The following is a 24,364-nucleotide window of genomic DNA, read 5'->3' on the forward strand; positions in this document are numbered from 1 at the left end:
CGGGAATGGTAAACCTTGTTCTTTTGTTTGATAATAACCTTTATATCAATCGAACTGTTTGAGAATTCAAGCATAATGCGCGGTAGCGAATACGCAGAACTCAGGGCTTTTGCGGCAGTTGTTGAGCATGGCAGTTTTTCCAAGGCTGCGGCCCATCTCGGTATCACTTCCTCGACGTTAAGCCTCACTATCCGCAAGCTTGAAGAGCGTCTGGGGGTTCGTCTGCTCCATAGGACAACGCGCAGCGTGGCGGTGAGTGATGCGGGGTTACGAATGATGCAACGGCTGGGACCTGCGCTGGAAGAGCTGGAAGGTGCAGTGACCGATGCGGTTCAGGAGGCAGATCGCCCGTCTGGCCTACTGCGGCTTAACGTTGCGAGAGTGGCTGCAATACACTACCTGGCGCCAATATTAGGCGGCTTTCTTAGCGCTTTCCCGGATATCACCGTGGATGTGGTGACTGATGACCGGCTGATTGATATCGTGGCCGAACGTTTCGATGCCGGGATACGGCTTGGTGAAAAGCTGCATCGTGATATGGTGGCTGTCAGGCTCAGCGGCGATCTGGAAATGAAAGTCGTTGCCAGCCCTGCTTATATAGCGAAGGCAGGGTATCCACGCAAACCGCAGGATCTGGTTCGTCACCGGTGTCTGACTTATCGCCGTCCAAGCGACAACAGCGTTTACCGGTGGGAATTCCAGCGTCAGAGTGAACAACTGGAAGTGAACGTCAAGGGTGCGCTGATTGTCGATGAACCGGCGATGCTTACTCAAATCGCACTGGATGGTGCAGGAATAGCGTATCAGTTTGCCCACCAGGTCGATCCCTTTCTGGAAAATGGACAACTGATACAACTTTTAAAAGACTGGACGCCCGCTTTCCCTGGTTTTTATGTGTACTACACCAGCCGCCGGCAAATGATCCCACCATTACGGGCATTTCTTGATTTTTTGGCAAAGCGTTCCATCTCATAGCCTTGACGTCATAATCAGCTCACCCGGCAAACGTGCCGGTAATTGATCAACTGCGTATACGGCCAAATTTATTAATAATCTGGCCGATAATTGCCGTGTCGGCTGACTGACATTCGAGCAAAAAGGCTTTACGGGCATCAGCAGTATGGCTGGGGAGAAAGCCGTGTTTGTTCTTTTTCACGATATTAAAGAAAGAACGTTCAGCAGAGCTGCATTCTTTTCCTCCGCCATTTCCCGTCGCCTTACCATACATGCATAAAACGACCTCACAGGCATCAGCGGCCATCGCAGGGGAAGACAATAACGACGCAATACAGAGAAAAAATGCAGGTAGCATGATCGATTTCATGTTAATTACCTCTGAGTGGGAATGGACTATTGAATCGACGGGATGGGCTATCTGGATAAGCTGAGATGTAAATAGAGTTAACGATAAAACTCAATTTCTGTGGTATTACAGGTCAGGCAATTATTCAGTTTTGGTAGGAAGGTAATGACACCGGAGTAACCGTTTTTTCGTAGCCAGGCTTTCGCCCTGAAATAACGTTCACCATCCGATGCGTTAACGATAACCTGACTGGAATGGACTACGGCATACCAGACGTCGGGCGGGTAAACCGCATCAGGGGTGAGAGTCATTTTTATTGACCAGTGGTCGTCGACTGTGGAAGACGGCAAAATAACCCGGTTCTCTGACCACTGTGGAAGACTCGTATTCATTTCCACGCCGGGTTTTCCCCATTCGGGCTGCACAGGCTCTGGTGGGGATGAACAGCCAGAAAGGATAACTATCATCGCGCTGGTTAAAAATAGGTCAATTGTTCGCATCGTTGAAGTCCTCCTTCATTTTATCCAGGTGAAGATATTTGTAATAGATATCACCCATCCGGCGGATATCGCCGTGAATATCAATACTGACGATAATATCCACGCTTTTAAGCACCTTGCGCAGCAGCACCGCAAACGGAATATTCTGGCAATCAGGGTTTTCAAAGCAGCGGTCAATAATGCCTTCAATACAGTCTTGCGGACTGCCCGCGTGTAGCGAGGTGATAAGTCCTTCATGACCGGAGCCGACGATTTTCAGCGCGTCCCAGGCTTCCCTGCCACGAATTTCCGCCAGCAGAATGCGGTCCGGGTTCATCCGGTAATTGGCCCGGATAAGCCTGCCGGGTGTGACGATGGCGTCCTCCCCGGCATCCGCCGGATAAAACAGATGAACATAGTTGGCGTGGTGATAAAACTGGATTTCGGGGGTGTCTTCAATGGTGATGAGTCTCAGGTGTTGCGGTATATAATACAGCAGCGTTTTCATATAGGTGGTTTTGCCGGAGCCGGTTTCTCCCACAATAAAAATTGTCCTGCCATATTCAACGGCCTTTTCAATAAAGCGGGGGACATCCCCGCTGGTATAATATCGGGCCAGTTCATCGTCCTTGCTTTCAGTTCGCTCCTTACCCGTCACCCGGTTATAAAAACCGGCATCAATCCAGGACTGATGCGTTTTCTGCTCGAATGACGGTTTGCGCAGCGTGATGGAAACCGTATTCCGCTCGCAGGCCGGGGGAATAACGGCCTGAATACGTTCACCGGAACCCAGCGTGGCGGAGAGGATCGGCGACGTATCATCCACGTTGTCCTCATTCCATGAAGCCAGCACTTTAGCAAAGGCATGACACTGACGCAGCGTGACCGGGGAATCGTGCATCTGCCATTTTCCCCGTATTTTGGTGTGGATCTCGCCGGGACGGTTAATGGCGATGTCGGTCAACCCCCCCATTGGCAGAAAATCACCGAAAAGCTGATTTTTCATAAAATCAAGAGACAGGTTTTCAGTTGTCATATACCCCTCTTTGTTTCATGCGCAGTTGATAGACAGAGGAAAAATCAATATCGGTGCCGGTCATGATGCTGATAATGTCGCCCTGGTTCAGATACATGGTGGGTGGAATATTGATGCTGTTTTCTAGCGTCGTTTTCGCCATTTCCGACGCTGCGGCGCGGGTGTTTTCGGTATAGTCGGTGTTGCGGTCTTTTCCCGGTGCTGAATCCGCCGCTGCCGCAGCCACATCCTGCACGGTGCTCAGCATCAGGGCATTACCGAAACGCGCCCAGAAATGGGTATCAATCCAGCCCGAAATACCCGCTTCACCCAGCGGGCCGGTGGCCCCGGTATCCGTGAGCGGGATTTGCAGACTGCCGGGCTCCGGCGTGCGTAACTCCGTCCAGATGACAAACATCCTGCTGCGTCCGTGTTGCAACGCCCCTGAGCGGTATATTCCCCTGGCGACGGTGCCCGCCGGGAGCAGCTTCACATGGTTGCTGGCGCTGTAGATATCCTCGCTGATAAGGCACGAAATCGCGCCGCCCACATCGGAGACAAACCGCCGCATCATTGAGCAAGGAATATAGCGGTCAACCGGAATATAAAGGTCAGGATCGAGAATCAGTCGCTTGACGCCGGTGACCTTAGCCACCCCCGGACTGTCATTGTTACCCTTGGTCACGGAGGCGGTTGCCTGACCGCCGGTCGGCACCGCGCTGTCGCGCGGTTCGATTCGGGTGGTTCGCGTATTGCCTCGCTGCGCGGTCCCGGTGGCATTGCTCAGCCCGTCAGCCAGCGCCGTCGCCTTGTTCAACGAGGGTAGTTCCTGTGGTGACGGTGGTACGGTGGTTTGCGCGTTGCCCTTGTCCGCCGTCGTTTCCGGCTTGTTCTGTCCGAACAGACCGAACGGATTGCTGTCCATTCCGAGATTGGTACGTGTATGTTGTCCCGCGCCGGTCGAAGGCGGAGGCGCGGTGTCGGCCTCCTTTTCGTCTTTGTTTTTCAGCGCCCCGAGCAAGCGATCGCCGCCGAGCGCCAGTGCAATCAGTAAGGCCAGGCTAACCAGGCATACCAGCAGCGTCCGGCGACCGGATGATTTACGAAAGCGGGTCACTTCGGGCTGACCGGGCGGCGTTTGTTGTTCCGACTCCGGGCTCGCCATCGCTAACCGGGCGTGCTCGCGGGCTTCTGCCTCCAATTCTGCCGTGGTTTTTTGCGCTTCTTCCGGGGTAAGTTGGTCTGTCATTTGGCCTCCAGCGTGACGGCGGGGGACACGGTGTCGCCACTGGCGACCGTGGCTTGCCCGTATGCTGCATTTTCAATCCCGACCACGGCATTGCCGTAGCGCAGTACCAGGCGCGGCGACAACGCCCGTACCACCATCACGGTGTAATTGCCCTGGCTGACAATTCGGGGCGTGACCGCCTGCTCCTGACCGTTAACGACCAGAAACGCAGAGGGGAGGATTTTGACGGGTGAAAAACCGATATAGGTAAAGCGGCCATCATCGTAAGTGAAGTCTGGCGCTATTGACGCCGAGCCTGCCGCCACCCGTTTGGTATAGCGCCAGTTGCGTGGTATCGTGGCTCGTTTAAATGCCGTTGCTATCCGCTGTTTTTCCTGTTTTTCCCGCAGCATTTTTAGGCGGGTCGCGCTGGCAGCGTCTGATTGCCGGCGGGCCTCTTCCGGATAGCGATAGCGGATAACAAAAGCCTGAGAGGGCGAGTCGTTATCCAGCACGTTCAGTTCTAGGCTGTAATCACGTTTTGACGTCACGACAAAAAGATTGGTTTTCCAGTCCTTTGCGGTAGGGAGAAAGACCTGACTGACGTTATTGCCGCTGGCATCCGTCACCGGCTGGGTGATGGGATTCGGACTGATGCCCACCCGGTTATCACTTTTCGTGACTGTCCAGCCTTTGGGAAAGCCCGCCTGCGCATCAATAACCTCCTCATCATCGTCGAACAGCAGCGTGGTGACGTAGCCGGGGCGGGTGTTGACGACCGTGGCGTTCTGGCTGTTGTAAAAGACGTTCTGCATCCGGCTGTCCCAGGTACTTCCACGCGGCATGGCCACCCCCCAGGCAACGCTTGACGCCAGGATAAGGGTAAGGCCCAGACTATTTTTCAGCATCATTCAGTCCTCAGTTCTTTATCGCGCTGGTAGCTGGTGACGATGAAGCCCATCGGGTTCACTTCGCGCTGGCTGTCGGTGAGTTGTTTGCGTGGGAGGTGGCGGTATGTCAGGCGAATATTCCAGACATCCGTTTTGACCGAGTTATCCGCAATGCGGCGTATAGTGCGTCTGATGCGCAATGTCGCCAGATGATCGGGCGCTGTGGCGGAGGCGTGAACGTTAGAAATAATGTCAATATACACGACATATTCCGCTTTATTGAAAATGACATCCGGCGCCTGGTCGCTGTTAAACTCTTCCAGAAAATCTTTATTCACGCTGTCGCTGTTAAATAACTGCACATCGTCATAATCGCGCTGGAGCGAAAAATAGTTATACCCTTCGCGGAGTCTGACGTAATGCGCCGCTAACGAATGCGCAAGGGCGTCTTCCGCCGAAATATCCCGCTCTTTAATCCGGGTCATGTATTCATAACGACCGGTCTGTTTGTCCACCGACCATAACTCAATGTCGGTGGTTTTCAGTGGCAGCAGGATAATCAGGGCCGCAATGGTCATCGCGGCAAGAATAAAGCCGACCGCTGCCATCAGCCAGGCAACCTTTTTTTCACGCGCATCCTTTTCCAGAATGACGGTTTCAAAATTTCGGGATGACGCAATGACGTTTTCTGTTTCAGGCATGGTTTGTCAGCTCCGGGATGATGGACGGGGAATTAACCGGTTGTGGTTCGCCGGATACCGGCGGGAGAGTGGCGTTATGCTGTGTGCAGCCCATGAGCGCGCACAGCATCAGAAGGAAGATGCTGAGTTTCATATCAGGCCCTTTATTTAACGGATGCGGTGGCGTCAGTGTTATTGTCACGACGCGATACGAGTGCGGATGTGATGAGCGGGGAAGAGATTTAGTGTTAACACAGTTTCTAGTTGCGAGCTTAAATCTAATCTGGAAGTTGGCACCATGCCAGAAGCGGACTTCCCTGCTTTGGACCAACACAGACGATGAGCCGAAGTACTTTTGTGATAAAAGAGAGTATTCGGGCAGTTATGCCTTAAACCTGACGGAGCAGTAAATGAGAACGCAAAAGCGATGCATGGGGTACGTGGCCGTGGTGGTCGACGACTACGACCGCGCGATTGAGTATTACACGGACAAGCTAGGCTTTACCCTCGTTGAGGATACGCCACAGCCGAGGAAACGCTGGGTGGTGGTCACCCCGAATCCGGAAAGCGACTGCAATATTCTCCTGGCCCGCGCCTCAAATGAGATGCAGGGAGTCTTTATCGGCAATCAGTGCGGCGGCAGGGTATTCCTGTTCCTGCAGACCGACGATTTCTGGCGCGACTACAATGGCATGAAGGCGAAAGGGGTTCATTTCTGCCAGGAGCCGCGTGAGGAAGAGTATGGAACGGTGGTTGTGTTTGAAGACCTCTATGGCAACCGCTGGGATCTCTACCAGAACACGCAGAACTGAAGCACCAAGCTCCATTATGTGCTGCTAAGTACGCTTCTCGTTCATAACCGCCCGAGGCCGTTGTTGCGGGCAGTTTTGTGCAAGAAGCGGTAAGTGAAGTAAACCAAAACAGTACGGTTGAAATCTGTTACACGCTAGGAAGTGTATTTTTTTTTGGCGAAATAGACGCCACTGGAATTGAATGGCATAGTTGTAAAGAAAATTTCTGATAGAGCCTGGATGCTATTCAGGACGAAACAATCCGTGGTGCTTTTGTCATCCAATGAACAGACTGGATAAACGCATAGAATACAAGAGGGATATTTATGACAGATAATTTAATTGCACTATTTGCTATTGGGGCCGCCATTCTTTTTGGCGCGATGAGCCCAGGAGCCAGTTTCCTTCTCGTTGCCCGTACGGCTATGTCCAGCTCGCGACGGGCGGCAATATACGTGGCGGCAGGTATGGGATGCGGTGCGCTTGTCTTCGCCGTTATAGCGCTGGCGGGGTTGCATGCTCTACTGACTTTAGTTCCGTCACTCTATACAGCTTTAAAAATTGCTGGCGGCTGTTATCTTTTATGGCTTGCTTTGAAAATGTTTCGACGTCCTTCAAACAGACTTATTGATTCGGCCAGTGTAGGGAAAATGAGCTTTTTAAGAGCTTTTACGACAGGCATAATTACACAAATTAGCAATCCCCACACGGCGCTGGTATTCGCCAGTATTTTTTCCGCAGCACTTACAACGAATATACGACCCGCCATGTATATTATTTTGCCCTTAATGGCGTTCGCTATTGATATACTCTGGTACGCAGTTGTCGCAGTTTTATTATCAACCGATAGACCACGCCAGGCTTATGTTAAGTATCGTAAATTCATAGACAAATTAAGCGGAGGGATAATGGCCGGGCTAGGAATACGGTTGCTGTTAAAGTAATTCGCTAAGGTCCGTTTCTCGCTCTCAGCAGACCTTCAGCGTAACGTGTTTGTCTGCTGTGTGCAAAAACCGGAAGTTGCCAAAATAACTTTGGCAAAGGTATGATAATCTAGGTGTTAACTAATTATGACCTATTAAATTAGAAGTGCCTAAGTAAAATATATAAGGTGTTTCTATAAGATAATTGTTAATTATTAGGTTAAGAATAAATGGAAAAATATATAATCTCACTTTTAAATATATTGCAAATTTATGAGAGGTGTGAATGGCTACGATTGCGTCTTATTTACCAGAGTCACAGATTATAACTTTAAGCAAGGATTTTCCAGCGCTTTCTGACCCTGAAAATTTAGCGGGATTTACAAATCCGGTGCAATTCGGTGTTTTCTTTCATGAATGGATTCACTTCCTTCATAATATTTCTACAATTAATGGTTTCTCTCTTTTTTGCACGCAAATCACCCTGTGGTCTAATTTTCGTTGGGCAATGGACAATCAAGATGTATGTATTGGTTCGTGTGGAATGGATCAAGGAAACATTGAATTTAACAAAAGATTTTACAGCTACATTTATTCTAATAGGAAGTTGAACACTTGTGGATTGCCTACTCATGTAAAAGTAAACGACTTGTCTTTTGAATCGGCAAAAATACATGATATGGAGGTTGCTGACGATAGCGTTGTTTGCACATCATTAATAAAATGCACCATTATTTATTCCGAAAGCAAGTATAAACTAGATATAGGTGTGCTTGAAATACTTGAATCTGCAGCTTTTATGCTTGAGTGCAAATGTATAAGTGCGATGAATGGATCACCTCAGGAAGCACCCTTTCACCCATATCATACTATCAAATGGTTAGCAGGGGAAATTGCACCTTCATTAAACGAGGAAGACATAATTTGTTGTATGTTATCCGCTCTACAATCCAATAACCCTCCTCATGTCTTATTTAATCTACTAAAAGAAAGTGAAACATTACATGCTGGTTGCAGGTATGAAAATCTTGTGTCACATGTTAAAAAACAATTAAACGAACAAGATGAAACCATAAGCAATTCACTTAGCCAAATATATTCAATGTTTCCTATTGATGAACCGATGGGTAAATTTATAAAGCTTACTCTTGATAGAATAAATAAGAATTTAATCTATAGAAAGGAAAATCCATTTTTTGAGTTAGACATAATAAAAAAAGTAACAGAAAAAACTGAGCTTATGAATGAAATAATTCAGCAGTTTGGTGCCTGCACTATCATCCAGGAAAAACATGAGGATGATGAGAGACCACAGTGTGATATTATGTATGATTTTGCATTGCCTGAAAATGATGAATTAACCTTGTTCGGATCAAAAATGTTACGCACCTGCTTTCACTTTATTTTTCGGCACTATAAATCTTCTGGTGAAATTATAAAAACAGAAAGTTTAGTTGATTCATTGAATAATAAATGCCCATTTTATACTGTCTGCTGTTCATCTATTCGGACTAGTAATAGCAATGTTTGCTCTAAATCTCCTTGGAAATCAATGCGTATAAATGATAATGAGAGTTGTTATTATGCAGCAGCGATTAAAGCAACTAATCCGCCAGCTTAACCTTTTTAGGGATGACGCCTTTTCTGATAAATTAAACAATAAATATGGTTGTGTTAGGTCCGATGATCGCTCATATCGGACTATTCACATCAGCATGTCTGCTTCGTGCTGTGAGTTCAACGGGTCGACGCAACGCTATCCTTAAACAAGGGGGGACGTTGCCATGAAACGAAGAACGCGCATTTACTACACGCCAGAACAGAAAGCGATTATCTGGGACAGGTATAAGCAAGGTGATTCCCTGCATGATATCGCCAGAATGTTCGACAGATATCACTCTTCTGTTATGCCCACTATTCACCAAACTGGTGGTTATCGCCCTTCTGTCAGAAAGCGACACCGGCTGGCTCTTTCACTTGATGAAAGAGAGGAAATATCCAGGGGGCTGGTAGCAAAAAGTAGCATCAGGGACATCGCCGACAAATTATCAAGAGCCCCTTCAACTATTAGCCGCGAGATCAAAAGGCATGGAGGTGCAAAACATTACCGAGCTGCAAAAGCGGATAAGGACGCGTGGGACAGTGCCCTGAGGCCAAAACCTTGCAAGCTAATTGGATGCCCCGCATTGTGTAAAATCATTGCAGAGAAGATGTATCAGGACTGGTCGCCGGAACAAATCGCCGGTTGGCTTAAACGCTGTTATCCGGATAATCAGGAAATGCAGGTGTCACACGAAACGATTTATAAAACGCTTTTTATACAAACCCGGGGAGCTTTAAAAAAAGAGCTGCAGCAGTGCCTAAGAAGCGGGAGAGTAGTACGTAAATCCAGAACGACATCACTTAAAGGAAAGGGATTAGGCTCAATACCGGATGCAATACCCATCAGCGAAAGGCCATCTGATGTTGCAGACAGAGCTATACCAGGTCACTGGGAGGGAGACCTAATACAGGGCTCTAAAAACTCATATATTGTCACGATGGTAGAACGCCATTCCCGCTTTGTTATGCTTGCCAAAATCAGTGATAACAAGACAGCCACAGTCATATCCGCACTAATCAAACAAGCCCGGCAGCTGCCTGTTGAACTTTATAAAACATTAACTTGGGATCGAGGGGCGGAAATGACTAATCACACCCTTTTTACTGTAGCAACAGAAATTGAGGTCTATTTTTGTGATCCACAATCTCCCTGGCAACGCGGCTCCAATGAAAATACGAACAGATTGCTTAGGCAGTATTTTCCAAAAGGAACTGACTTATCGGTTCACAGCCAGCAAAGACTAAACAGTGTTGCCAGGCAGCTCAACGAGAGGCCAAGAAAAACGCTAGACTATGAATCACCCGCAGAGCGTTTTAACCAATGTGTTGCATCCATCGGTTGAACTCACAGCCAAAAGCGGACATAGCTGACATCAGGGTGTATTAATGAACTGGGGTAGGTTATGATTAATTATTTCTTCAAGTGTTGGCTCAGGAATTCCAAGCCTAATCAGTAATGCTAATTTTGTAAGTTCCTCTGTAGTATTCATATGCTTGTAAATTTTTTCAGGTGTTTCCAAAAATAATGGTTGATGTATGATTTTGTTGCGAGAATTACATATCTCACTGATATTTATATCTTTAATATTCAACCTTTCGACCACTATCTCGGGAAGGTTTTTTATAAAATGATGGATGCAACTTTCAGTATTTTGCTTGCTTTTGTTTGCTCTTTTTATTGCTCTAAAAAATTCGCTAAGAGATGTGCTGGGGAATTCTTTTGCTAATAATTTTCTTGATCTTTTAAGTAAATTTGACAACCGTTCCGCATCTACATAACAAGATTTTTTAGCTGTCATTATTTCAATTATTCTATAGAAACCTAAAAATTTCTCTTCATTATCATGAATCATAGAATATGTCATATATTTTTTTATTAGCTCTTTAATTTCATTATTTTTGGGATTATAATAGTTTTCCCAAACCGACTCGGGAAAACTATTCTCTGAGTCATCACGATAAATAGTAGAGTAGGGTAAAAGCATGCTGATATCGATAGCTCTCTTACCTTCTTTTTTTTCTGCTAGATAGAACTGAGTATAATTTCTTCCATAATCAGAACAATTCTGGGTTTTGACATTTGAAATCATTAGTGGACTACCAATAAAAAACCTTAATATCATATACAAATCAATGTAATGTTCAATTAACTTATCGAGACAAATAGGTGTCTCAAAGGTAATGGTAACGTGCGGTTCAACACTCATTCCGACTGTGTGCAAACCATTTAACCCACCGTATCTATATGAATAATATAACCCAATAGCCCCAACGCTGGGAATGTCTTTTTCAAATTCTACGCAATCTTCCTTATCAGGTAATTTATTGCCAATTCCACACTCAATTATTTTATCTAATTTACGGGTGTAGCCAGACCATTTTTTTATATTCTCTCCGTAAATACTTAAATTTGCAAATAAAGTATTATTTTTTAATTCCCCTTCTGAATACAAGAACCCTTGAGCGAAGAATGTATAATCGTCGAAGCTTTCATTGGTTCCTATTGTCATAAATGAACTTTCATTTAACTTCAAACCGAACAAAAGGTACTGTCCATTCCCCTTTTGGAATACAAGTGAATGTAAAGACATCATTTCTATGTAAGTGCGATTTATTTTACTATTAAAATCAAATAGCCGAATCTTTATTTCATCAACATTTATGAATAATTCTGCAGCATAACTTTCATCGTCAATTATGACTTGCCCTTTAAGGCGCTCGCTAATGTTATCTTTATAATAATTAATCTCATCCATAACCCATCGTCCTATGCATGTATTTAGTTATTAACTCGTTAAACCTTATTTAATGAATTTGCAAGTAAATTTTTCAGCTTTGGTGTTTTTATCGACTTTAAACTCTCTTAACCTGACTAAAAATTTCGAATCGACATGAAATTATCAGAAGAATCAGAATTAAACATGACGACTTAAAGATAGGTTAAAGGCAGGGCCGTTTCACCCCATAGCAGTCTGTCAGGTCTAGTCATGTTGTTTCGGGTTGAGTGGTGGCTTAATCCAGATGGGGGTTAGCGGTTACGCTGCTGATTAAAACGTTTCATATTCTCGATAGCGGCGGTGCGTTTTTGCCATGCAGAGATGGCTTTGCCGGTGCTGGCGGCGATGAGTTTGCCTGTTGCGCCGGCAGCACTGACACCGCCTTTCGCCGCCAGTTTGGCTCCGACCGCCCCGATCTTCATCGCCGGTTTGGCTGCGTCAGAGGATTTTTTTACCAGTCCGCCCAGTCCACTCATCACCGCGCCCTGTAATGTGGCCTGGACAGCTGCGCCACTCAGCGCACTGGCAATCTTCGCGGAGAAATAAACGACAACTCCCGACGCGATCCCGGCCAGCAAACATTGCGCCGCCAGAGTCACCATATTGCTATTGCTGGATGTGCCTATAGCGGCATCCAGTATTTTATTCAGGTAATTGATGGCGATCCGGATGGATAAGGCAGAGAACATTATTGTCAATATCGCCGTAAAAATGGTTTTTAGCCAGTTATCAAACATGGGCTTCAGGAAACCGTACAGCAGACAGAAAATAAACAGGGGTGCCGTTGTGGTCATTAACAGTAGGGTGATTTCGGCGAGCAGGTTGACAAACGTTGCGGCAAGTAAAAGCACGATTGCGCCACCCCATACCAGCACTTCGGCGAAGCCCCCGCTCAATTGGACATAAGTGGAGGTATCCAGATTAAACAATGTCTGCCCCAGCGTTTGTGCCTTCTCCCATACGGTATCGAGCAGGACCCAGACATTATCATCGCCGCTTACTCCATCCTTAAGTCCTTCGATGGCCGCGATCACGGCATCCAGCCAGCTATCGCGATTTAACACAAAGGTGGTAATGAGCAACATCCGGCCCACATCCCAGACGACATCTTCAACCGGGGTCTGTAATTTTCCCCCCAGTGTTTGATACCCCCGATAAACGATGAATAAGGTGAAAGAGCTGACAACTATAATGCTTATCATCGAGCCGTAGGTGGAAGACTGACCTTCTAAAACGGCGTTGAGTCCTTCCATGATGTTTTTGTCCATGCCAACAAAAATACCACCGGACATAATGCCTCGCTTGATATAAAAATAGACAGGAAATAAAAAACAGGGAAGCGTCCCTGTTTTTACTGGCGGGGATATTACTCGGTAACGGATTTTATTTTTTTAGCTTCCTGCTGAAACAGTGCTTCGAATTTTTCCTTTATCCCTGGTTTGCCTATTTGCGCGTACATAATGGCTGCCCTTTGGGCAAATTCGCAATTATCGCTGGCCTCGCCATCTTTAAGACATTGTGTATAGACTGTATACGTCTCATCTGGATGTTGCTTATACCAAGCTTCGGACTTTGTCTCTTTACAGCCGGATAATGCGATAATGCCTGAGGCGACGATTAAGGTTAAAAAGGATTTGGACATGTTTAAGCTCCCTATAGAGTGTTCAGATCAGCAACCGGTGCAGTTAACTGCTGCTGCTCAAAGGCTTTCTGTCTTTGCTGCTCCAGCAGTTTTGTTCGCTGCTCAGACTGCCTGAGTGACATCTCCCACTGGCTGGTCAGCGCATTTAATTGTACGCTTTTGGCCGCCACGGCGTTAGCCAGGTCCTGTGACTCTTTCGAGTCCTGCGCGTTCGTTATGCGGTCAGATAAGTCTGATATATCGCTGAGTGTGCTGTTGATCCTGTTTTCCACATTGCTGGTGTTCTCAATGGACACCGCCTGATTGAGAACGATTTGTTTGCAGCTTGCCAAGTAACTCTGTGACGTGCTGGACTGATTGCAGACATCGAAAGAGTTGTATTTACTGTAAAGGCTTTGAAGTTCAGAGGAATATGAACCGTTCTGGTTCGTGAGCAGGTCATTCAGCGAAATGCCATTCTTGCGCAGCGCATCAATATCGGTTTTCAGGCTTCTGGCGTCGCTGAGAAAACCTTGAATATCCCGTACGCCCGTCGCCGTGGCTAATTGCTGCTTGTAGGCGTTAAGCTCGCTTTTATAATGAGTCACGGTTTCTTCCCATTGCTTGAGCTTTTCAGTCCATTGGGTAATGGATTCCGCATTCTGCACGGCATCGAAAACCGGTATTCCGGCGCTTATCGACGGGGCGGAAATAAACAACGATAATGCCAGGATTTTATATCGGGTACGCATTGATTTTATCTCCGGTGTGAATGTTATATTGCCTGTTCAAGAAATGCCTCTTTCCATTCCTCAGGCGTCATGCCGTCCTGATAAAGGGCGTCGAATATTTTCAGGTTGTCTTCGCTCCCGCTCAGCAATTTGGTGATTTTCCCCAGTCCCGACAGGTCCATTTTTGCCATCGACACAAACGGTCGGGTTTCACCGGCGCGCAGGGGCGTTTTCAGTACCACCATGTAGTGTTCGCCCGGATCAAGAGTGCGCACGATGTCATACACACTTTCCGGCACTTTCATTTTTTCCACGTAATCCGCATGGCTGGCCTTCGGGTTGGCGAGGAATAGTTGTGTGCCGCACTGCTCAATGATTGCCGGGGCGATGGGATGCTTAACGATTTCATCGGGCGACTGGGTGGCGGGGACAAAGATGCCATTGAGCTTGCGGATGACTTTCAGCATATTGAGCGAGAATCGGGAAAATTCGACGTCGGCCAGCCACTTCCAGAATTCGTCCATAAACATCACCAGGCGGCGTCCGTCCAGCAGGCTGGTGACGCGGTACAACAGGTAAAAAGTGATGGGGCCGCGGATGTCGTCGTCGTCCAGGAATTCCGTGCCATCAATACCAAAGTTATCAATATCGCTGATAGTGAAGGTATCTTCTTCGTTATCAAATACCCAGCCGAATTCGCCACCCTGCGCCCACTGTTTCAGCCGGATGCGCAGCCCATTGGTGTGGGCGTCTTTGGTTGGCGGCTCCGGCAGCACTTCCAGTAGTCGGGTAATCCCATAACGGCGGTATTCCGGCGGGTAGTCCAGCATGATGGTATCCACGGCGGTGCTGATACGCTCTTCGTCGCGTGGGTCGAGCGGCTTGCCGTTACGGCGACACAGCATCCGGACCAGCCGTTTAATAAAGCTGATGTTTCGCCGGCTCGGCGCCAGTGAAAACGGATTAAACCCGGTGGGGACACAGGTCCGGATGCGGAAGTAACGCCCGCCCATCTGGCGTATCGACATCTCTGCCGCCCGGTCCTTGTCAAAATAAACGGTGGTCAGCCGTTTAATCGTGGCCGACGAGGAAAACGTCGCCGGGTTGCGGTACTTCTGCATCAGTTGTTGCATCATCGTCATCAGCAGCGTCTTGCCGGACCCCGTTTTCCCGATAATCGCCGTATTGCCCGGCGTTTTTTCATTGAAATCATCCCGCCCGGCCTGACTGTCGTGCAGGTTCAGGTAATAACCGCCGCCGCCCGGCGATGTCAGGATGGCGATGGCCTCACCCCAGGGATTGCCGTCCCGTTTGTGAGGATGGAAGTTATGCAGGCTGGCCATATCGGCATAGTTCTGGCTGCTGAGCGCAACCAGCCGGGGGCGCAGCGTATACGCCCCCGGCAGTTGCGCGAGGTAGGCGGCGGGTAATGACAGGGTGGACAGGGCTGTCATGATGCCGAGGTCGGCAAAGGGCTGGGCCAGCGCGTTGGTGTCTTTTACCACCTGGTCGGCGTTGTCTGAGGAGACCAGCAGGGAAAAGTGATATTTCCCGCACGAGATATGCCCGGATTGGAGCAGGTCACGCAAGACAATCAGCTCTTCACGCTGCAAAAGGGCGTCATCATCCGCCGAGTTCAGGCGCTTTTCCGCCAGGCGGATGTGATTTTGCGCTTCATCCCTCGCCATGCAGGTGAAGGATTGCGTCAGCACATACTCGCTTTCGGCATACAGCAGCGCATCCAGTAAACCCGTATGGGTTTGGGGTGAGTAATCTTTGATTTCCAGACTGCGGAAAAAACGGGAGCCGCCGACCGTCTGGCACTCGGCGGTGTCGGTACTAAAGAAGACATCCGGTGTGCTGAGCGTGTCGTAAAACGGTGAGCGGGTCACCGCCACCTTCTGCCATTTGCCGGTGATCAGGCGATGATAAAACGCCAATTGTGAGGAATACACGCGCCCATTTTCTTCATAAACCCCCAGTGGGGTCGCCATATAGCGGGACAGGGCGGACGTCAGCGCCTCCTGATGTTCCAACATTGCTTTCAGGGCGTTATCCAGCGCAGCGTGTCTTTTCCCGACCGGCTGCGTCTTCATGACCTTTTTCTCAAGCCGCGAGAATGGCGCATAACAGACGGTGAAAAACAGCCGGTGCCGCCAGAAGGGTTTTTCTTTAATCGGCCGGTAATAATGCGCTGAAACCTCATCCGAAAAAGGAATACCCGAATGGGCCTCAAACGTATCCCGGTATTGTTCCCGAATGCGGTGAATATAGAAGGTGACCGGCAGCCCTTCATACGAACGAATAACATTGTTGAGATGGGTTGCCAGAAAGGTCAGGTGGTGTTCATCCTCGCATTCAAATACGGCTCCAGCCAGCTCCCAGGTGGCAACCAGGTCGCCATGGCGGTTCCTTATCACCTGGGGGTGAATATGAGAGGAATACGGAATGTATTTATCCAGCGTGATGCGCTCGTTTAGCTTCATCTTATGGGTTAACTCCGACACATCGACGGCATCATAGCGATTGGCCAGCATGGCGTTCGCGCCGTAATGCCGGTTGGTGGCGAACCGGCCACGGGTTTTAAACGCCAGCCAGAGCAGACCGAAATAATGGATATCCGTCCGGGCTTTGGCCTTCATTTCCATCCAGGCCGGTATCAGTAACAACGCCAGGTAATAGTTGAGATAGACCGACAGCAGGACAAGAGTCCCGCTGACGATAACGAACGGCACGAGGGGAATGCCCATGATGGCGGCGGGGCGCGTCAGCGCCTTGTTGAGCGTGGTCATTCGTTCCCCCTACGCCGCCCAGTAGGCCCCGAAGCCTGACGCGCCGACAATCAGGATGGCGCCAATAATGACGTTGCGCATGTCAGAAAGACTCTTGCCATCAAACAGAACCTTGTAGCCAATCCACATGGTGGCCAGCGTGATGGTGACGGCGGCCAGCCCCAGCAGGCCGGTGGAGGTGTTGCTCAGTGTATCGCTGGCTTTATCAAATCCGCTGTCCGCCGCCAGCACGCGGGAAGCGGGTAACAGGTAAGCGACCGCAGGCCAGTATTGACGTTTTTGCATGGTCATTTCTCCTCTTGGGTAACAGGGATGGGTAAATCGCCGCGAATAAGGGTGTTCGGATAGCGCAGGGTTAGCTGCGCTGGCGTGGAGTTGTCGGTTATGACACCGCGCAGGACGGTAGCGGGATAACGCATCTCCGGCCCCGCTTTTATGGCGGCCTGGAGTTGTTTATCTTCCTGTGTTGACGGGACGACGTAGCCAATACGCTGCACATAGCTGGACTGGTTAAAGGCGGATTCCGGCTGCTGGCCGGTATTGAAATTGCCGGAGTAGTAACAACTGAGTGCACGCTTCAGGGAGCCGCCGCGCCGGTAACAGTCGGTGAGGATGCGCTCAAAGACGGAAAGATTGGTGCAGGGGTCAAGCAGGTCACTGGTGGTCACGCCGTAATGGCGGAAATTGGTGCTGGTGATTTGCATCAGCCCAATCGAATAGCGGCGGCCCTGTGCCGCCAACCGGTTGACGACGCGAAGAGCGTCCGCCTTGTTAGTGGGCAGATAAGAAATAACGCCGTTGCTGCCGGGCGCTCTTTCACTCTTGGGTACAATTTCAGCGATGGCGTAAGGGTTAAAACCGGATTCGACGCGGGCCACATCGAACGATGTGGACGGATGAACACTGGCGGCGCACTGCATGGCCGCCGCCAGAAAGGCAGTGGGGGAAAGCATGGTGGCCTCGGTAAAAAAAGTCTGGCAAAGTGCACAGCTATTTGATGCGCAATGCCGGGTGAAGGAAGAAAGGCGTTGTGATGTGGGTTGACCTTGTTCTGGTGCTAGCTGGGCTGGATTTCCTGCGGGGTATTGTTATCGTCTCTGGGCTCAAGGAGGACCAGCTTGCCGGAGACGGCAATACCGGGTGTCAGCCACACGTTCAGGCCGGGTTTGCCGTTATGAGTAAACGCCACGCCAACTTTCGTCCAGTACGTGGTTTTTTCACCTTGTGGATCAGGCTGGCTTTCTTGGGTGACATACACATGATAAGTGGGTTTTCGCATCTTGTTTCCCTCGAATGAATAAACAGCAGTGGATGAAATAAATGGATCACATCCCGATCCTGCATTCCGGTTTCAACGGGTCAGCGAGGACATTCAGCGGCACCCTGAATTGTGGTTACGTGACAGCCCGACCCTGTTGTTAAAGAGCGAATACCCGGCCCGGACGAATAAACGTCCATAAGGCCTGCCAGCGAATGATGGCGTGGTCAGGGTGCGCTTTCTGATTCAGGCGGGTAACAATAAAATCAAACGAGGAATTAGAAGAAAAATAGCGAGGAATTAACGGTGTTTGAATTTGATTAAATACTTGAGTGAAGGGGGGGCTGAAATATTCAGACGGGTTCTTTTGTATTTGAATCAATGCAAATATGCATAGTGATTTAAGCAGATAATAAAAAGCGTGCGGATAAGAATATCGCTCCGCACGCAAAGCGTCGTATTCTCAGCGTTGACAGCGTTCGAGTACTGTCTGGCATTCAATACAGGTTGTCACGCCCGGCAAAGTCTGACGCCGCTTATCGGGAATGGACTTACCGCACAGGCGACAGTTGGGCAATGATGGCGTTGCTGTTGATTTGAAACGGTTCTGTTCAATCATATCCTCCAGACGCTGTTCATTAAATTCCTGATCGCGATCGATTTCATCCGGCATGCGATGACCTCCTGTCCAACGCTTCTTTTTCGCAAAGCGTAATACGGTTCAAGACGGCAGTGAGGGACGGACCATTCCCCTGTGAGGACAACTCTTCGGTTACCTGCATCATGACATCCAACGCGTCGAGCGATGCGATATTTCCCGGATGGCGTTTCTGCCATTGCCGCCAGATCTCGGCATCGGTCTCTTCATCTGGTATGGGCGTTCGGCCATGAGGGATAGTGATCCCCAGCAACCGGCGACGGATGCAGACTTCATTGGAGGTGAGGCCAAAATACTGGTTCAGCAGCGCAATTGAACCACCCAGAACGATGGCCCGGTTAATCTGTTGCTGGCGCTGAACCTCCTGATGCGACAATGCCAGAATTTGGTGTAAAGCGTCATGATGGACAGTGACAGCCATAAACTGCGCTGATGCCCGGCTGATGATAAACAATTCATCCAGGGACAGCCGATTGAGGGCGTTCATTTCGTCGAAAGTGAAACCCAGCGCTTCGCAGTGGCGAATGTTGCCTTCCTTAAGGGCGTGCAGGGCGTCGATTAATACAGCGTAATTCAGAGACGGGAGCATAATTTCGTCTCCTCAAACAGTTTAACGAGGAGCCTGTAAAACAGGTGAATTGCAATGGGCTTACCTGAAGTGGCAAGAAAATATGTGCCTTGTCTGTTTTTCATAAATATTCTCCCTCAAATATTTTTAGCGACTCTCTAATTTAAGGTTGATCCATTCGTCAATCTCAGATTCGAGCCAGGCCACGCTAGTCGGGCCAATCTTGATTGAACGAGGAAAGATGCCGCTTTTCATATACAGATAGATTTGCGAGCGTTTCAGACCGGTTTTTTCTTCAACCTGTTTCAGGCGTAATAACTGATGGGATGTCATAGCTACCTCCAGTGCGGAAATGGGATATGCTCGGAGATAACAAAAAACACAAGGAAGGACTAGGGGGAAGTGAATGAACCCGTATTACGGGTTTCGCGATCCTTAATACGGGTTTTCATATCGAATGGAGGTCATTTTTAATTTTTCGCCGAGATAGATGTGGGTGAACCACGCTCAAGCGCAGTTTTCAGCGTGTCCCCACTGAGCCGATCGGTAATGCCATCGGTGGATGCCCATTGCTCAAAAATGGACAGGAGCTTATAAGGTTGCCTGATTAACGGGCTAATAGTTTCATTATGTTTACAGGAGAGCCAGAATAGGCGGGATAATGGCGTGGATATGCGTGTAGGGGAAGCCTGGTTACCCTTGCCTTTGACCGGCATATTGAGTAGTTTCTCAAGTTCTGCATAACGGATAACAAAACAGGCATCTTGCGGTAAGTCATGTATGGGGAAATAATCTTTGTGGCAGTCTCCTTGCATGCTTTGCCGCGAAATAATTTTATAAATATTTGGCGAAATATTTTCAGGTAATTGCATGATTTGCCGTTTTAATCTTTCCTGCCATGTAACCTTTTCGAATATCTGAAATACTTCCCCTGCTAGGGTGACTGAAATACCATAATTGATAACCTTTGCCCCCACTACAGGTAATGGAATTCCTAAAGCGCGTGCAAGTAATCGCTGAATCAAAACATATTCATATCCCACCAATGCAGTATCAATTACTCTTTGAGTAGAAGTTACATATGAACCTATGGTACTGGCGATTAATGTCCGCCCACTGATAAAGCAGTTACGGTCTAACAAGCAAATTCGATGAATCAAAGAGTTATCTATTGAATGAAGATATACCTTAAAATTTGATATTTTTACTTTTCGCAACATGGTAGGAGACTGAAAATAAATGGAGAGGGTAATGTTTCCATATAAAGCATGGCGATAGATGTCACTATCTTTTATTTTTGTACTGGTTAACTCATTCGCTATCTTAACGGCTTCTCGTATAGTCACCCAATCTGGTACTTTGTTTTTGGTATTAAAGATGATATTATTTTTTGACATAACGTATCTCCTTTCATTCGACAATTTTGAATAAAATAAAAACTGATTGTGTTATGTGTGAGCTTTTAATATATTTTTGTAGCTGAACTCAAAAGTAGATTGAGTAGGAATGTCTTATGATTGGATGGATGTTTCTTATTTGTTGGTAAAATAAATTGGTCATGTAAAAAATAATAGGATGTTGTTATTTCATGAAAATTATTGTGAATAAAAGATTAAATGGATCTGTGATGCAAATGAAGATAAATTGAATGTTTGCTTTGGAAAGAGAATCTGAGCGATTAGATGCTAAATTCTATTTAATGAATTTTTCTCTTGAAGAAAATATTCAAAAATTTTAAAAATTATTGATTCAGTGTCCATGTAATTTATTTTGGCTGAATTCATCAACTTTATTTTCTGCGGCCAATTAGTGGATGCAACCAGTTAGTTAACTTTTAGGCGCCGTAGAATATTTTATGGTAAAAAAGCAATGGTTGAAATAAATACTTTCAAGTCCTTAACTCTTTATTTAGAATGAATATGTGCTCACTAATAATAAAAAGTTATCCGATAAAAGATAAGATGAAATAAATCCCCACCCCCGACATTACAGCTAATCCAGCATTATGGAAAATCCGTAATACAAAAATTGTTATTACTATTCCCACTAGATAGCTTAGCAAAGGTGTAGAACCTGTATTTATAGCATTTTGGAGACCAGGCAGAATCGTCACTACGGTAATTGCGGCCAGCAACGACGGTCCTAGGGCTGCCGCCATCGATGAATATTTATCTGGTTCGGACAATTTCGCTTTAACTTTCCTGAATAAAAATGGCATTGCTCTAGTGAAATAGGTAATGAGGGCCATGCCCGCTATTGCTAACCAGGCTTTATCAAATGACAGCATCATGTAATATTTCTCTCAGTAGGACTGCACCACATCCACATAATGCTCCGGCCAGTAAGCCTAGAGCCATCATGCCCTGGAAATAAAAGATCGCAGTGACGATAGCTGAGATCATTACCGGTAGCCTGGAATCTTGATTCAAACTTTCGTAAACTAACACAATAAATAATGCCGGCAAGGCAAAATGCATGGCAGTAGCAAGTAACGGCATTTCTATGCTTAACTTAACACCAGCAAATACTCCCAATGCTGTACCCATGATCCATGATAGATAGCTACAGATGCCAAGCCAGCTCAGCCAGTAACTCCTTTGTGTTCTGTTGATTACAGTCATCCTCACGAATGCGGTTGCAAAAACTTCATCTGTCAGTGTGAATGCCAACATCAATTGTCGTTTTAGACCTGATGGTAATTTAGGGATTAACACTGCCCCATATAATAAATGCCGCGCATCCATCAACCCACATAAGCCTAGGACCAATAACCAGGATGTACCGGAATGGATCGCGGCTAGCAGTATAAACTGACTGGCACCGGCAAATATAAACATTGACATACCAAGTATAATCATCGGAGGTAATCCATTAGCTATACCCGCCATACCGAATGCAAAAGATATAGGTAAATACCCGATAATCACTGGGAGAGATGCCTTAAAGGCATTTCGCTTAATAATACTAAGATTATTCATAATTTGCTGAGAACAAATAAATGCGTTCCAGCGTCCCAGTCTTCCCTACCACTGGTAGCATAAATACGCTGATGGTGACTCACACTGAATCCTGCGGAACAGGCCAGATCTGCGAAGCATTGCGGATTTGTTTTTTGTTCAACTTCATAGTCAAAACCGGCGACCAGAGCTTCTAGCTCCAGTAAATGTAGCCGATAAAATGATAATAATGGATGGTGCGATTTAATAGGTAGTGCCAATAGTCTGAGGGATTCAAATAAATGGCGGCAACGATATTCTGCCCGGGTTAGATCATCTGTCTTGGCTTCAAATAAAGCCAACGGGATATTATTTTGAATTTCTCGGACAAGCAGATTTTCCTCTGGGGAAAGGCCATTAGTATCTATCGGAACCAAGGTATCTGCTATGTACTGGAGATGGTGTTTTATCAATTCAGTTTTACGCTCAAGACTATCGCTGAAGGGACTTATCATTTCATCTGCAACAATAAAAATGGCCCCTGATGAGAGCTGATTTCTAACAGATGAGAAAAAATCTAATGTGTCAAGATGATGGGACGCACCAACAGATATTGCTGCTGGGTAGGGCTTTTTCGGACCATCAAGCTCAGTAATACTGGCTTTCAATGAGTGGACGTTTGTGTATCCCTTAAACAATTTTTGCTGATGTTGGAATGCTGTTTGGCTAGGATCTACTGTCGTCACTTCCAATTGAGGCATTAACTCAAGCAACATCTTCAGCGGTAAACCTGGCCCTGTACCAATATCGAGTATATTTCCGGGTTGTCCCTGGAAAAATTTTTCTAAATGCTGCGCTATAAAAACCGATTGTTGTGCATAAGCTGGATGTACAAGTTCATATGCTGCGTAGGCATCAACATTAATACGATCTTCAAAAAGTACCGCGTCATCCTTTTTTTTCTTTGGCAGTTCCGTAAGCATATACTCTGGAGCGGCACGTAACGGGACTAAAGGATACCCATGCCGTGTTAATGTCTCAGCTGCCAGAGTAGCCAAACAAACAGTATTCGTTTGGGCAAGTGAATTTAATGCTGTTATCTCTTCTTGTTGTAGAGGTGTCCATAATGAACTACTGCGATTACAAAGCTCCATTGCTTGATTTAGCAATGTATTTTTCTCTGAAAATTCGGTAAAAAGTGTTTTGCGCCCCTGTCTGGAGAGATTAATAAGCATGGGTTCTTGTTCATCAACCACGAAACATTGAGTACAAGGCTTGCCAGGATAAGCAAGGAATGTCATTTTCTCTTTGAGTTGCGATACCGCAGCGTTTCTATCAGCTGGTAATTGCTTAAAACTCAGGCGAACTGCAGCAATGCCTTGCCGGCTTTCCAATGCCATACGCTCTGTCTGATGTCTTAGGCCTATCCAGTCATCTTCAGATAAAGGCCAGTAACGTTGGACGTCGTTATTTCCCAAGGTGATTTCAGAAATAACAGGATAAATAACGCTGACAAGAAGCGAAGAGAACTCATCCAAACTTTGGTAAAGATGCGGAACATCACCCTTGAAGCTATGACTTTTGCCGGTTGACACAAAAGCCGGCTCAGCCATACTGCCTACCAGAACCTGCCCTTTGAGCACCACAATGTTTTCTTCAACTCCGGGCATATGTTTATCAGCATGGCGTTTTGTTCGTGGGGCCAGTTCCATAATATAAGTTTCAATAACATGCGGACTGCTTTGGCGATGAATTAGCCTGACACTGACCCCTTTAGACATTGAAACAACCGTCTGCTCATCGTCGGACTCAATTAACTCCCCAAAAGGAACATCCAACGCTCTAGCAAGTCGCCAGACAGTTTCAATGGTGGGATTTCCTTTCCCTGCTTCAATACCCGATAACGTTGCCTTACCTATACCGCTGATTTCTGCCAGACCTGATAAGGTCATTCCTCGTGACTGTCTGACCTTTGCGAGATTTACCGAGACGGAAGAACGAATTTCGCTGATCGTAGCAAATGATGTATCCATTTCCACATTCCATATAACGAACGATTTTTTTCACTATACTGATCGAGTTCAAATGTTGTCAAGATCTAGATCTTGATAC

The 24,364-nt window shown here is 47.2% G+C and carries 27 protein-coding genes; 5 read left to right on the forward strand and 22 right to left on the reverse strand.

What is annotated here, in order from left to right; all coding sequences use genetic code 11:
* Nucleotides 1-75: 75 nt before the first annotated feature.
* Nucleotides 76-975 (forward strand): LysR substrate-binding domain-containing protein, encoded by a 900-nt coding sequence (locus ACL2XQ_RS09675; RefSeq protein WP_413740317.1) that lies wholly within the window; start codon nt 76-78, stop codon nt 973-975.
* A 46-nt stretch (nt 976-1,021) separates the two neighbouring features.
* Here ACL2XQ_RS09675 and ACL2XQ_RS09680 read toward each other — a convergent pair whose 3' ends face one another.
* The 7 genes from ACL2XQ_RS09680 to ACL2XQ_RS09710 all read right to left on the reverse strand — a co-directional run bounded on the left by ACL2XQ_RS09680 (nt 1,022) and on the right by ACL2XQ_RS09710 (nt 5,749).
* The gene (locus ACL2XQ_RS09680; protein WP_413740318.1) at nt 1,022-1,324 is read right to left on the reverse strand and encodes a TrbM/KikA/MpfK family conjugal transfer protein; all 303 of its coding nucleotides are present in this window, start codon (nt 1,322-1,324) and stop codon (nt 1,022-1,024) included.
* 77 nt (nt 1,325-1,401) lie between these two features.
* The gene (locus tag ACL2XQ_RS09685) at nt 1,402-1,803 is read right to left on the reverse strand and encodes a cag pathogenicity island Cag12 family protein (protein WP_413740319.1); all 402 of its coding nucleotides are present in this window, start codon (nt 1,801-1,803) and stop codon (nt 1,402-1,404) included.
* Complete coding sequence (gene virB11, locus ACL2XQ_RS09690; RefSeq protein WP_413740320.1) at nt 1,790-2,818, reverse strand: P-type DNA transfer ATPase VirB11; 1,029 nt, start codon at nt 2,816-2,818, stop codon at nt 1,790-1,792. The genes ACL2XQ_RS09685 and virB11 overlap by 14 nt, the downstream gene beginning before the upstream one ends.
* Nucleotides 2,808-4,046, reverse strand: coding sequence for a VirB10/TraB/TrbI family type IV secretion system protein (gene virB10, locus ACL2XQ_RS09695; RefSeq protein ID WP_413740321.1), 1,239 nt, complete (start codon nt 4,044-4,046; stop codon nt 2,808-2,810). Before virB10 ends, virB11 begins: the two co-directional genes overlap by 11 nt.
* The gene (virB9, locus tag ACL2XQ_RS09700; RefSeq protein WP_413740322.1) at nt 4,043-4,936 is read right to left on the reverse strand and encodes a P-type conjugative transfer protein VirB9; all 894 of its coding nucleotides are present in this window, start codon (nt 4,934-4,936) and stop codon (nt 4,043-4,045) included. Before virB9 ends, virB10 begins: the two co-directional genes overlap by 4 nt.
* A complete protein-coding gene (locus ACL2XQ_RS09705; protein WP_413740323.1) occupies nt 4,933-5,616 on the reverse strand; it encodes a virB8 family protein in 684 nt (227 codons plus the stop codon). The genes virB9 and ACL2XQ_RS09705 overlap by 4 nt, the downstream gene beginning before the upstream one ends.
* A complete protein-coding gene (locus ACL2XQ_RS09710) occupies nt 5,609-5,749 on the reverse strand; it encodes a hypothetical protein (protein WP_413740324.1) in 141 nt (46 codons plus the stop codon). Before ACL2XQ_RS09710 ends, ACL2XQ_RS09705 begins: the two co-directional genes overlap by 8 nt.
* Before the next feature lie 256 nt (nt 5,750-6,005).
* Here ACL2XQ_RS09710 and ACL2XQ_RS09715 point away from each other — a divergent pair, with 256 nt between their 5' ends.
* The 4 genes from ACL2XQ_RS09715 (at nt 6,006) to ACL2XQ_RS09730 (ending at nt 10,254) form a co-directional block, all read left to right on the forward strand.
* Nucleotides 6,006-6,407, forward strand: coding sequence for a VOC family protein (locus tag ACL2XQ_RS09715; protein ID WP_413740325.1), 402 nt, complete (start codon nt 6,006-6,008; stop codon nt 6,405-6,407).
* 305 nt (nt 6,408-6,712) lie between these two features.
* Entirely contained in the window at nt 6,713-7,330 is a 618-nt protein-coding gene (locus tag ACL2XQ_RS09720) for a LysE family translocator (RefSeq protein WP_413740326.1), read from the forward strand.
* Between the two features lie 265 nt (nt 7,331-7,595).
* Nucleotides 7,596-8,930, forward strand: coding sequence for a hypothetical protein (locus ACL2XQ_RS09725; protein WP_413740327.1), 1,335 nt, complete (start codon nt 7,596-7,598; stop codon nt 8,928-8,930).
* 163 nt (nt 8,931-9,093) lie between these two features.
* Nucleotides 9,094-10,254: an IS30 family transposase gene (locus tag ACL2XQ_RS09730; protein ID WP_013203711.1), complete on the forward strand. Its 1,161-nt coding sequence runs from the start codon at nt 9,094-9,096 to the stop codon at nt 10,252-10,254.
* Nucleotides 10,255-10,284: 30 nt separating this feature from the next.
* Here the strand turns inward: ACL2XQ_RS09730 and ACL2XQ_RS09735 are convergent, their stop codons facing one another.
* The 15 genes from ACL2XQ_RS09735 to ACL2XQ_RS09805 form a co-directional block, all read right to left on the reverse strand.
* Entirely contained in the window at nt 10,285-11,667 is a 1,383-nt protein-coding gene (locus ACL2XQ_RS09735; RefSeq protein WP_413740328.1) for a HEPN domain-containing protein, read from the reverse strand.
* A gap of 272 nt (nt 11,668-11,939) precedes the next feature.
* Nucleotides 11,940-12,980: a type IV secretion system protein gene (locus tag ACL2XQ_RS09740; RefSeq protein WP_413740329.1), complete on the reverse strand. Its 1,041-nt coding sequence runs from the start codon at nt 12,978-12,980 to the stop codon at nt 11,940-11,942.
* Nucleotides 12,981-13,054: 74 nt separating this feature from the next.
* Entirely contained in the window at nt 13,055-13,330 is a 276-nt protein-coding gene (locus tag ACL2XQ_RS09745) for an EexN family lipoprotein (RefSeq protein WP_413740330.1), read from the reverse strand.
* An 11-nt stretch (nt 13,331-13,341) separates the two neighbouring features.
* Complete coding sequence (locus tag ACL2XQ_RS09750) at nt 13,342-14,061, reverse strand: type IV secretion system protein (RefSeq protein ID WP_413740331.1); 720 nt, start codon at nt 14,059-14,061, stop codon at nt 13,342-13,344.
* Between the two features lie 23 nt (nt 14,062-14,084).
* Complete coding sequence (locus tag ACL2XQ_RS09755; protein WP_413740332.1) at nt 14,085-16,832, reverse strand: VirB3 family type IV secretion system protein; 2,748 nt, start codon at nt 16,830-16,832, stop codon at nt 14,085-14,087.
* A gap of 9 nt (nt 16,833-16,841) precedes the next feature.
* A complete protein-coding gene (locus tag ACL2XQ_RS09760) occupies nt 16,842-17,123 on the reverse strand; it encodes a TrbC/VirB2 family protein (RefSeq protein WP_136157281.1) in 282 nt (93 codons plus the stop codon).
* Complete coding sequence (locus tag ACL2XQ_RS09765; protein WP_413740333.1) at nt 17,120-17,785, reverse strand: lytic transglycosylase domain-containing protein; 666 nt, start codon at nt 17,783-17,785, stop codon at nt 17,120-17,122. Before ACL2XQ_RS09765 ends, ACL2XQ_RS09760 begins: the two co-directional genes overlap by 4 nt.
* 104 nt (nt 17,786-17,889) lie before the next feature.
* Nucleotides 17,890-18,111: a hypothetical protein gene (locus tag ACL2XQ_RS09770; RefSeq protein ID WP_413740334.1), complete on the reverse strand. Its 222-nt coding sequence runs from the start codon at nt 18,109-18,111 to the stop codon at nt 17,890-17,892.
* 442 nt (nt 18,112-18,553) lie between these two features.
* A complete protein-coding gene (locus tag ACL2XQ_RS09775; RefSeq protein WP_413740335.1) occupies nt 18,554-18,763 on the reverse strand; it encodes a TraR/DksA family transcriptional regulator in 210 nt (69 codons plus the stop codon).
* A complete protein-coding gene (locus ACL2XQ_RS09780) occupies nt 18,753-19,337 on the reverse strand; it encodes a DUF2857 domain-containing protein (protein WP_413740336.1) in 585 nt (194 codons plus the stop codon). Before ACL2XQ_RS09780 ends, ACL2XQ_RS09775 begins: the two co-directional genes overlap by 11 nt.
* Before the next feature lie 126 nt (nt 19,338-19,463).
* Nucleotides 19,464-19,649 (reverse strand): AlpA family transcriptional regulator, encoded by a 186-nt coding sequence (locus tag ACL2XQ_RS09785; RefSeq protein WP_413740337.1) that lies wholly within the window; start codon nt 19,647-19,649, stop codon nt 19,464-19,466.
* 137 nt (nt 19,650-19,786) lie between these two features.
* Nucleotides 19,787-20,713, reverse strand: coding sequence for a hypothetical protein (locus ACL2XQ_RS09790; protein ID WP_413740338.1), 927 nt, complete (start codon nt 20,711-20,713; stop codon nt 19,787-19,789).
* Between the two features lie 545 nt (nt 20,714-21,258).
* A complete protein-coding gene (locus ACL2XQ_RS09795) occupies nt 21,259-21,606 on the reverse strand; it encodes an AzlD domain-containing protein (RefSeq protein WP_413740339.1) in 348 nt (115 codons plus the stop codon).
* Nucleotides 21,590-22,294 (reverse strand): AzlC family ABC transporter permease, encoded by a 705-nt coding sequence (locus ACL2XQ_RS09800; RefSeq protein WP_413740340.1) that lies wholly within the window; start codon nt 22,292-22,294, stop codon nt 21,590-21,592. The genes ACL2XQ_RS09795 and ACL2XQ_RS09800 overlap by 17 nt, the downstream gene beginning before the upstream one ends.
* Nucleotides 22,291-24,285 (reverse strand): helix-turn-helix domain-containing protein, encoded by a 1,995-nt coding sequence (locus ACL2XQ_RS09805; protein ID WP_413740341.1) that lies wholly within the window; start codon nt 24,283-24,285, stop codon nt 22,291-22,293. Before ACL2XQ_RS09805 ends, ACL2XQ_RS09800 begins: the two co-directional genes overlap by 4 nt.
* Between the last annotated feature and the right edge of the window lie 79 nt (nt 24,286-24,364).

Origin of the sequence: Sodalis sp. RH14, assembly GCF_047324285.1 — a bacterium.
Lineage (GTDB): Bacteria > Pseudomonadota > Gammaproteobacteria > Enterobacterales > Enterobacteriaceae > Acerihabitans.

Coding starts and splice junctions, on each gene's coding strand:
- ACL2XQ_RS09675 (WP_413740317.1), top strand. CDS start 76: ATGCGCGGTAGCGAATACGCAGAACTCAGGGCTTTTGCGGCAGTTGTT.
- ACL2XQ_RS09680 (WP_413740318.1), bottom strand. CDS start 1,324: ATGAAATCGATCATGCTACCTGCATTTTTTCTCTGTATTGCGTCGTTA.
- ACL2XQ_RS09685 (WP_413740319.1), bottom strand. CDS start 1,803: ATGCGAACAATTGACCTATTTTTAACCAGCGCGATGATAGTTATCCTT.
- virB11 (WP_413740320.1), bottom strand. CDS start 2,818: ATGACAACTGAAAACCTGTCTCTTGATTTTATGAAAAATCAGCTTTTC.
- virB10 (WP_413740321.1), bottom strand. CDS start 4,046: ATGACAGACCAACTTACCCCGGAAGAAGCGCAAAAAACCACGGCAGAA.
- virB9 (WP_413740322.1), bottom strand. CDS start 4,936: ATGATGCTGAAAAATAGTCTGGGCCTTACCCTTATCCTGGCGTCAAGC.
- ACL2XQ_RS09705 (WP_413740323.1), bottom strand. CDS start 5,616: ATGCCTGAAACAGAAAACGTCATTGCGTCATCCCGAAATTTTGAAACC.
- ACL2XQ_RS09710 (WP_413740324.1), bottom strand. CDS start 5,749: ATGAAACTCAGCATCTTCCTTCTGATGCTGTGCGCGCTCATGGGCTGC.
- ACL2XQ_RS09715 (WP_413740325.1), top strand. CDS start 6,006: ATGAGAACGCAAAAGCGATGCATGGGGTACGTGGCCGTGGTGGTCGAC.
- ACL2XQ_RS09720 (WP_413740326.1), top strand. CDS start 6,713: ATGACAGATAATTTAATTGCACTATTTGCTATTGGGGCCGCCATTCTT.
- ACL2XQ_RS09725 (WP_413740327.1), top strand. CDS start 7,596: ATGGCTACGATTGCGTCTTATTTACCAGAGTCACAGATTATAACTTTA.
- ACL2XQ_RS09730 (WP_013203711.1), top strand. CDS start 9,094: ATGAAACGAAGAACGCGCATTTACTACACGCCAGAACAGAAAGCGATT.
- ACL2XQ_RS09735 (WP_413740328.1), bottom strand. CDS start 11,667: ATGGATGAGATTAATTATTATAAAGATAACATTAGCGAGCGCCTTAAA.
- ACL2XQ_RS09740 (WP_413740329.1), bottom strand. CDS start 12,980: ATGTCCGGTGGTATTTTTGTTGGCATGGACAAAAACATCATGGAAGGA.
- ACL2XQ_RS09745 (WP_413740330.1), bottom strand. CDS start 13,330: ATGTCCAAATCCTTTTTAACCTTAATCGTCGCCTCAGGCATTATCGCA.
- ACL2XQ_RS09750 (WP_413740331.1), bottom strand. CDS start 14,061: ATGCGTACCCGATATAAAATCCTGGCATTATCGTTGTTTATTTCCGCC.
- ACL2XQ_RS09755 (WP_413740332.1), bottom strand. CDS start 16,832: ATGACCACGCTCAACAAGGCGCTGACGCGCCCCGCCGCCATCATGGGC.
- ACL2XQ_RS09760 (WP_136157281.1), bottom strand. CDS start 17,123: ATGACCATGCAAAAACGTCAATACTGGCCTGCGGTCGCTTACCTGTTA.
- ACL2XQ_RS09765 (WP_413740333.1), bottom strand. CDS start 17,785: ATGCTTTCCCCCACTGCCTTTCTGGCGGCGGCCATGCAGTGCGCCGCC.
- ACL2XQ_RS09770 (WP_413740334.1), bottom strand. CDS start 18,111: ATGCGAAAACCCACTTATCATGTGTATGTCACCCAAGAAAGCCAGCCT.
- ACL2XQ_RS09775 (WP_413740335.1), bottom strand. CDS start 18,763: ATGCCGGATGAAATCGATCGCGATCAGGAATTTAATGAACAGCGTCTG.
- ACL2XQ_RS09780 (WP_413740336.1), bottom strand. CDS start 19,337: ATGCTCCCGTCTCTGAATTACGCTGTATTAATCGACGCCCTGCACGCC.
- ACL2XQ_RS09785 (WP_413740337.1), bottom strand. CDS start 19,649: ATGACATCCCATCAGTTATTACGCCTGAAACAGGTTGAAGAAAAAACC.
- ACL2XQ_RS09790 (WP_413740338.1), bottom strand. CDS start 20,713: ATGTCAAAAAATAATATCATCTTTAATACCAAAAACAAAGTACCAGAT.
- ACL2XQ_RS09795 (WP_413740339.1), bottom strand. CDS start 21,606: ATGATGCTGTCATTTGATAAAGCCTGGTTAGCAATAGCGGGCATGGCC.
- ACL2XQ_RS09800 (WP_413740340.1), bottom strand. CDS start 22,294: ATGAATAATCTTAGTATTATTAAGCGAAATGCCTTTAAGGCATCTCTC.
- ACL2XQ_RS09805 (WP_413740341.1), bottom strand. CDS start 24,285: ATGGATACATCATTTGCTACGATCAGCGAAATTCGTTCTTCCGTCTCG.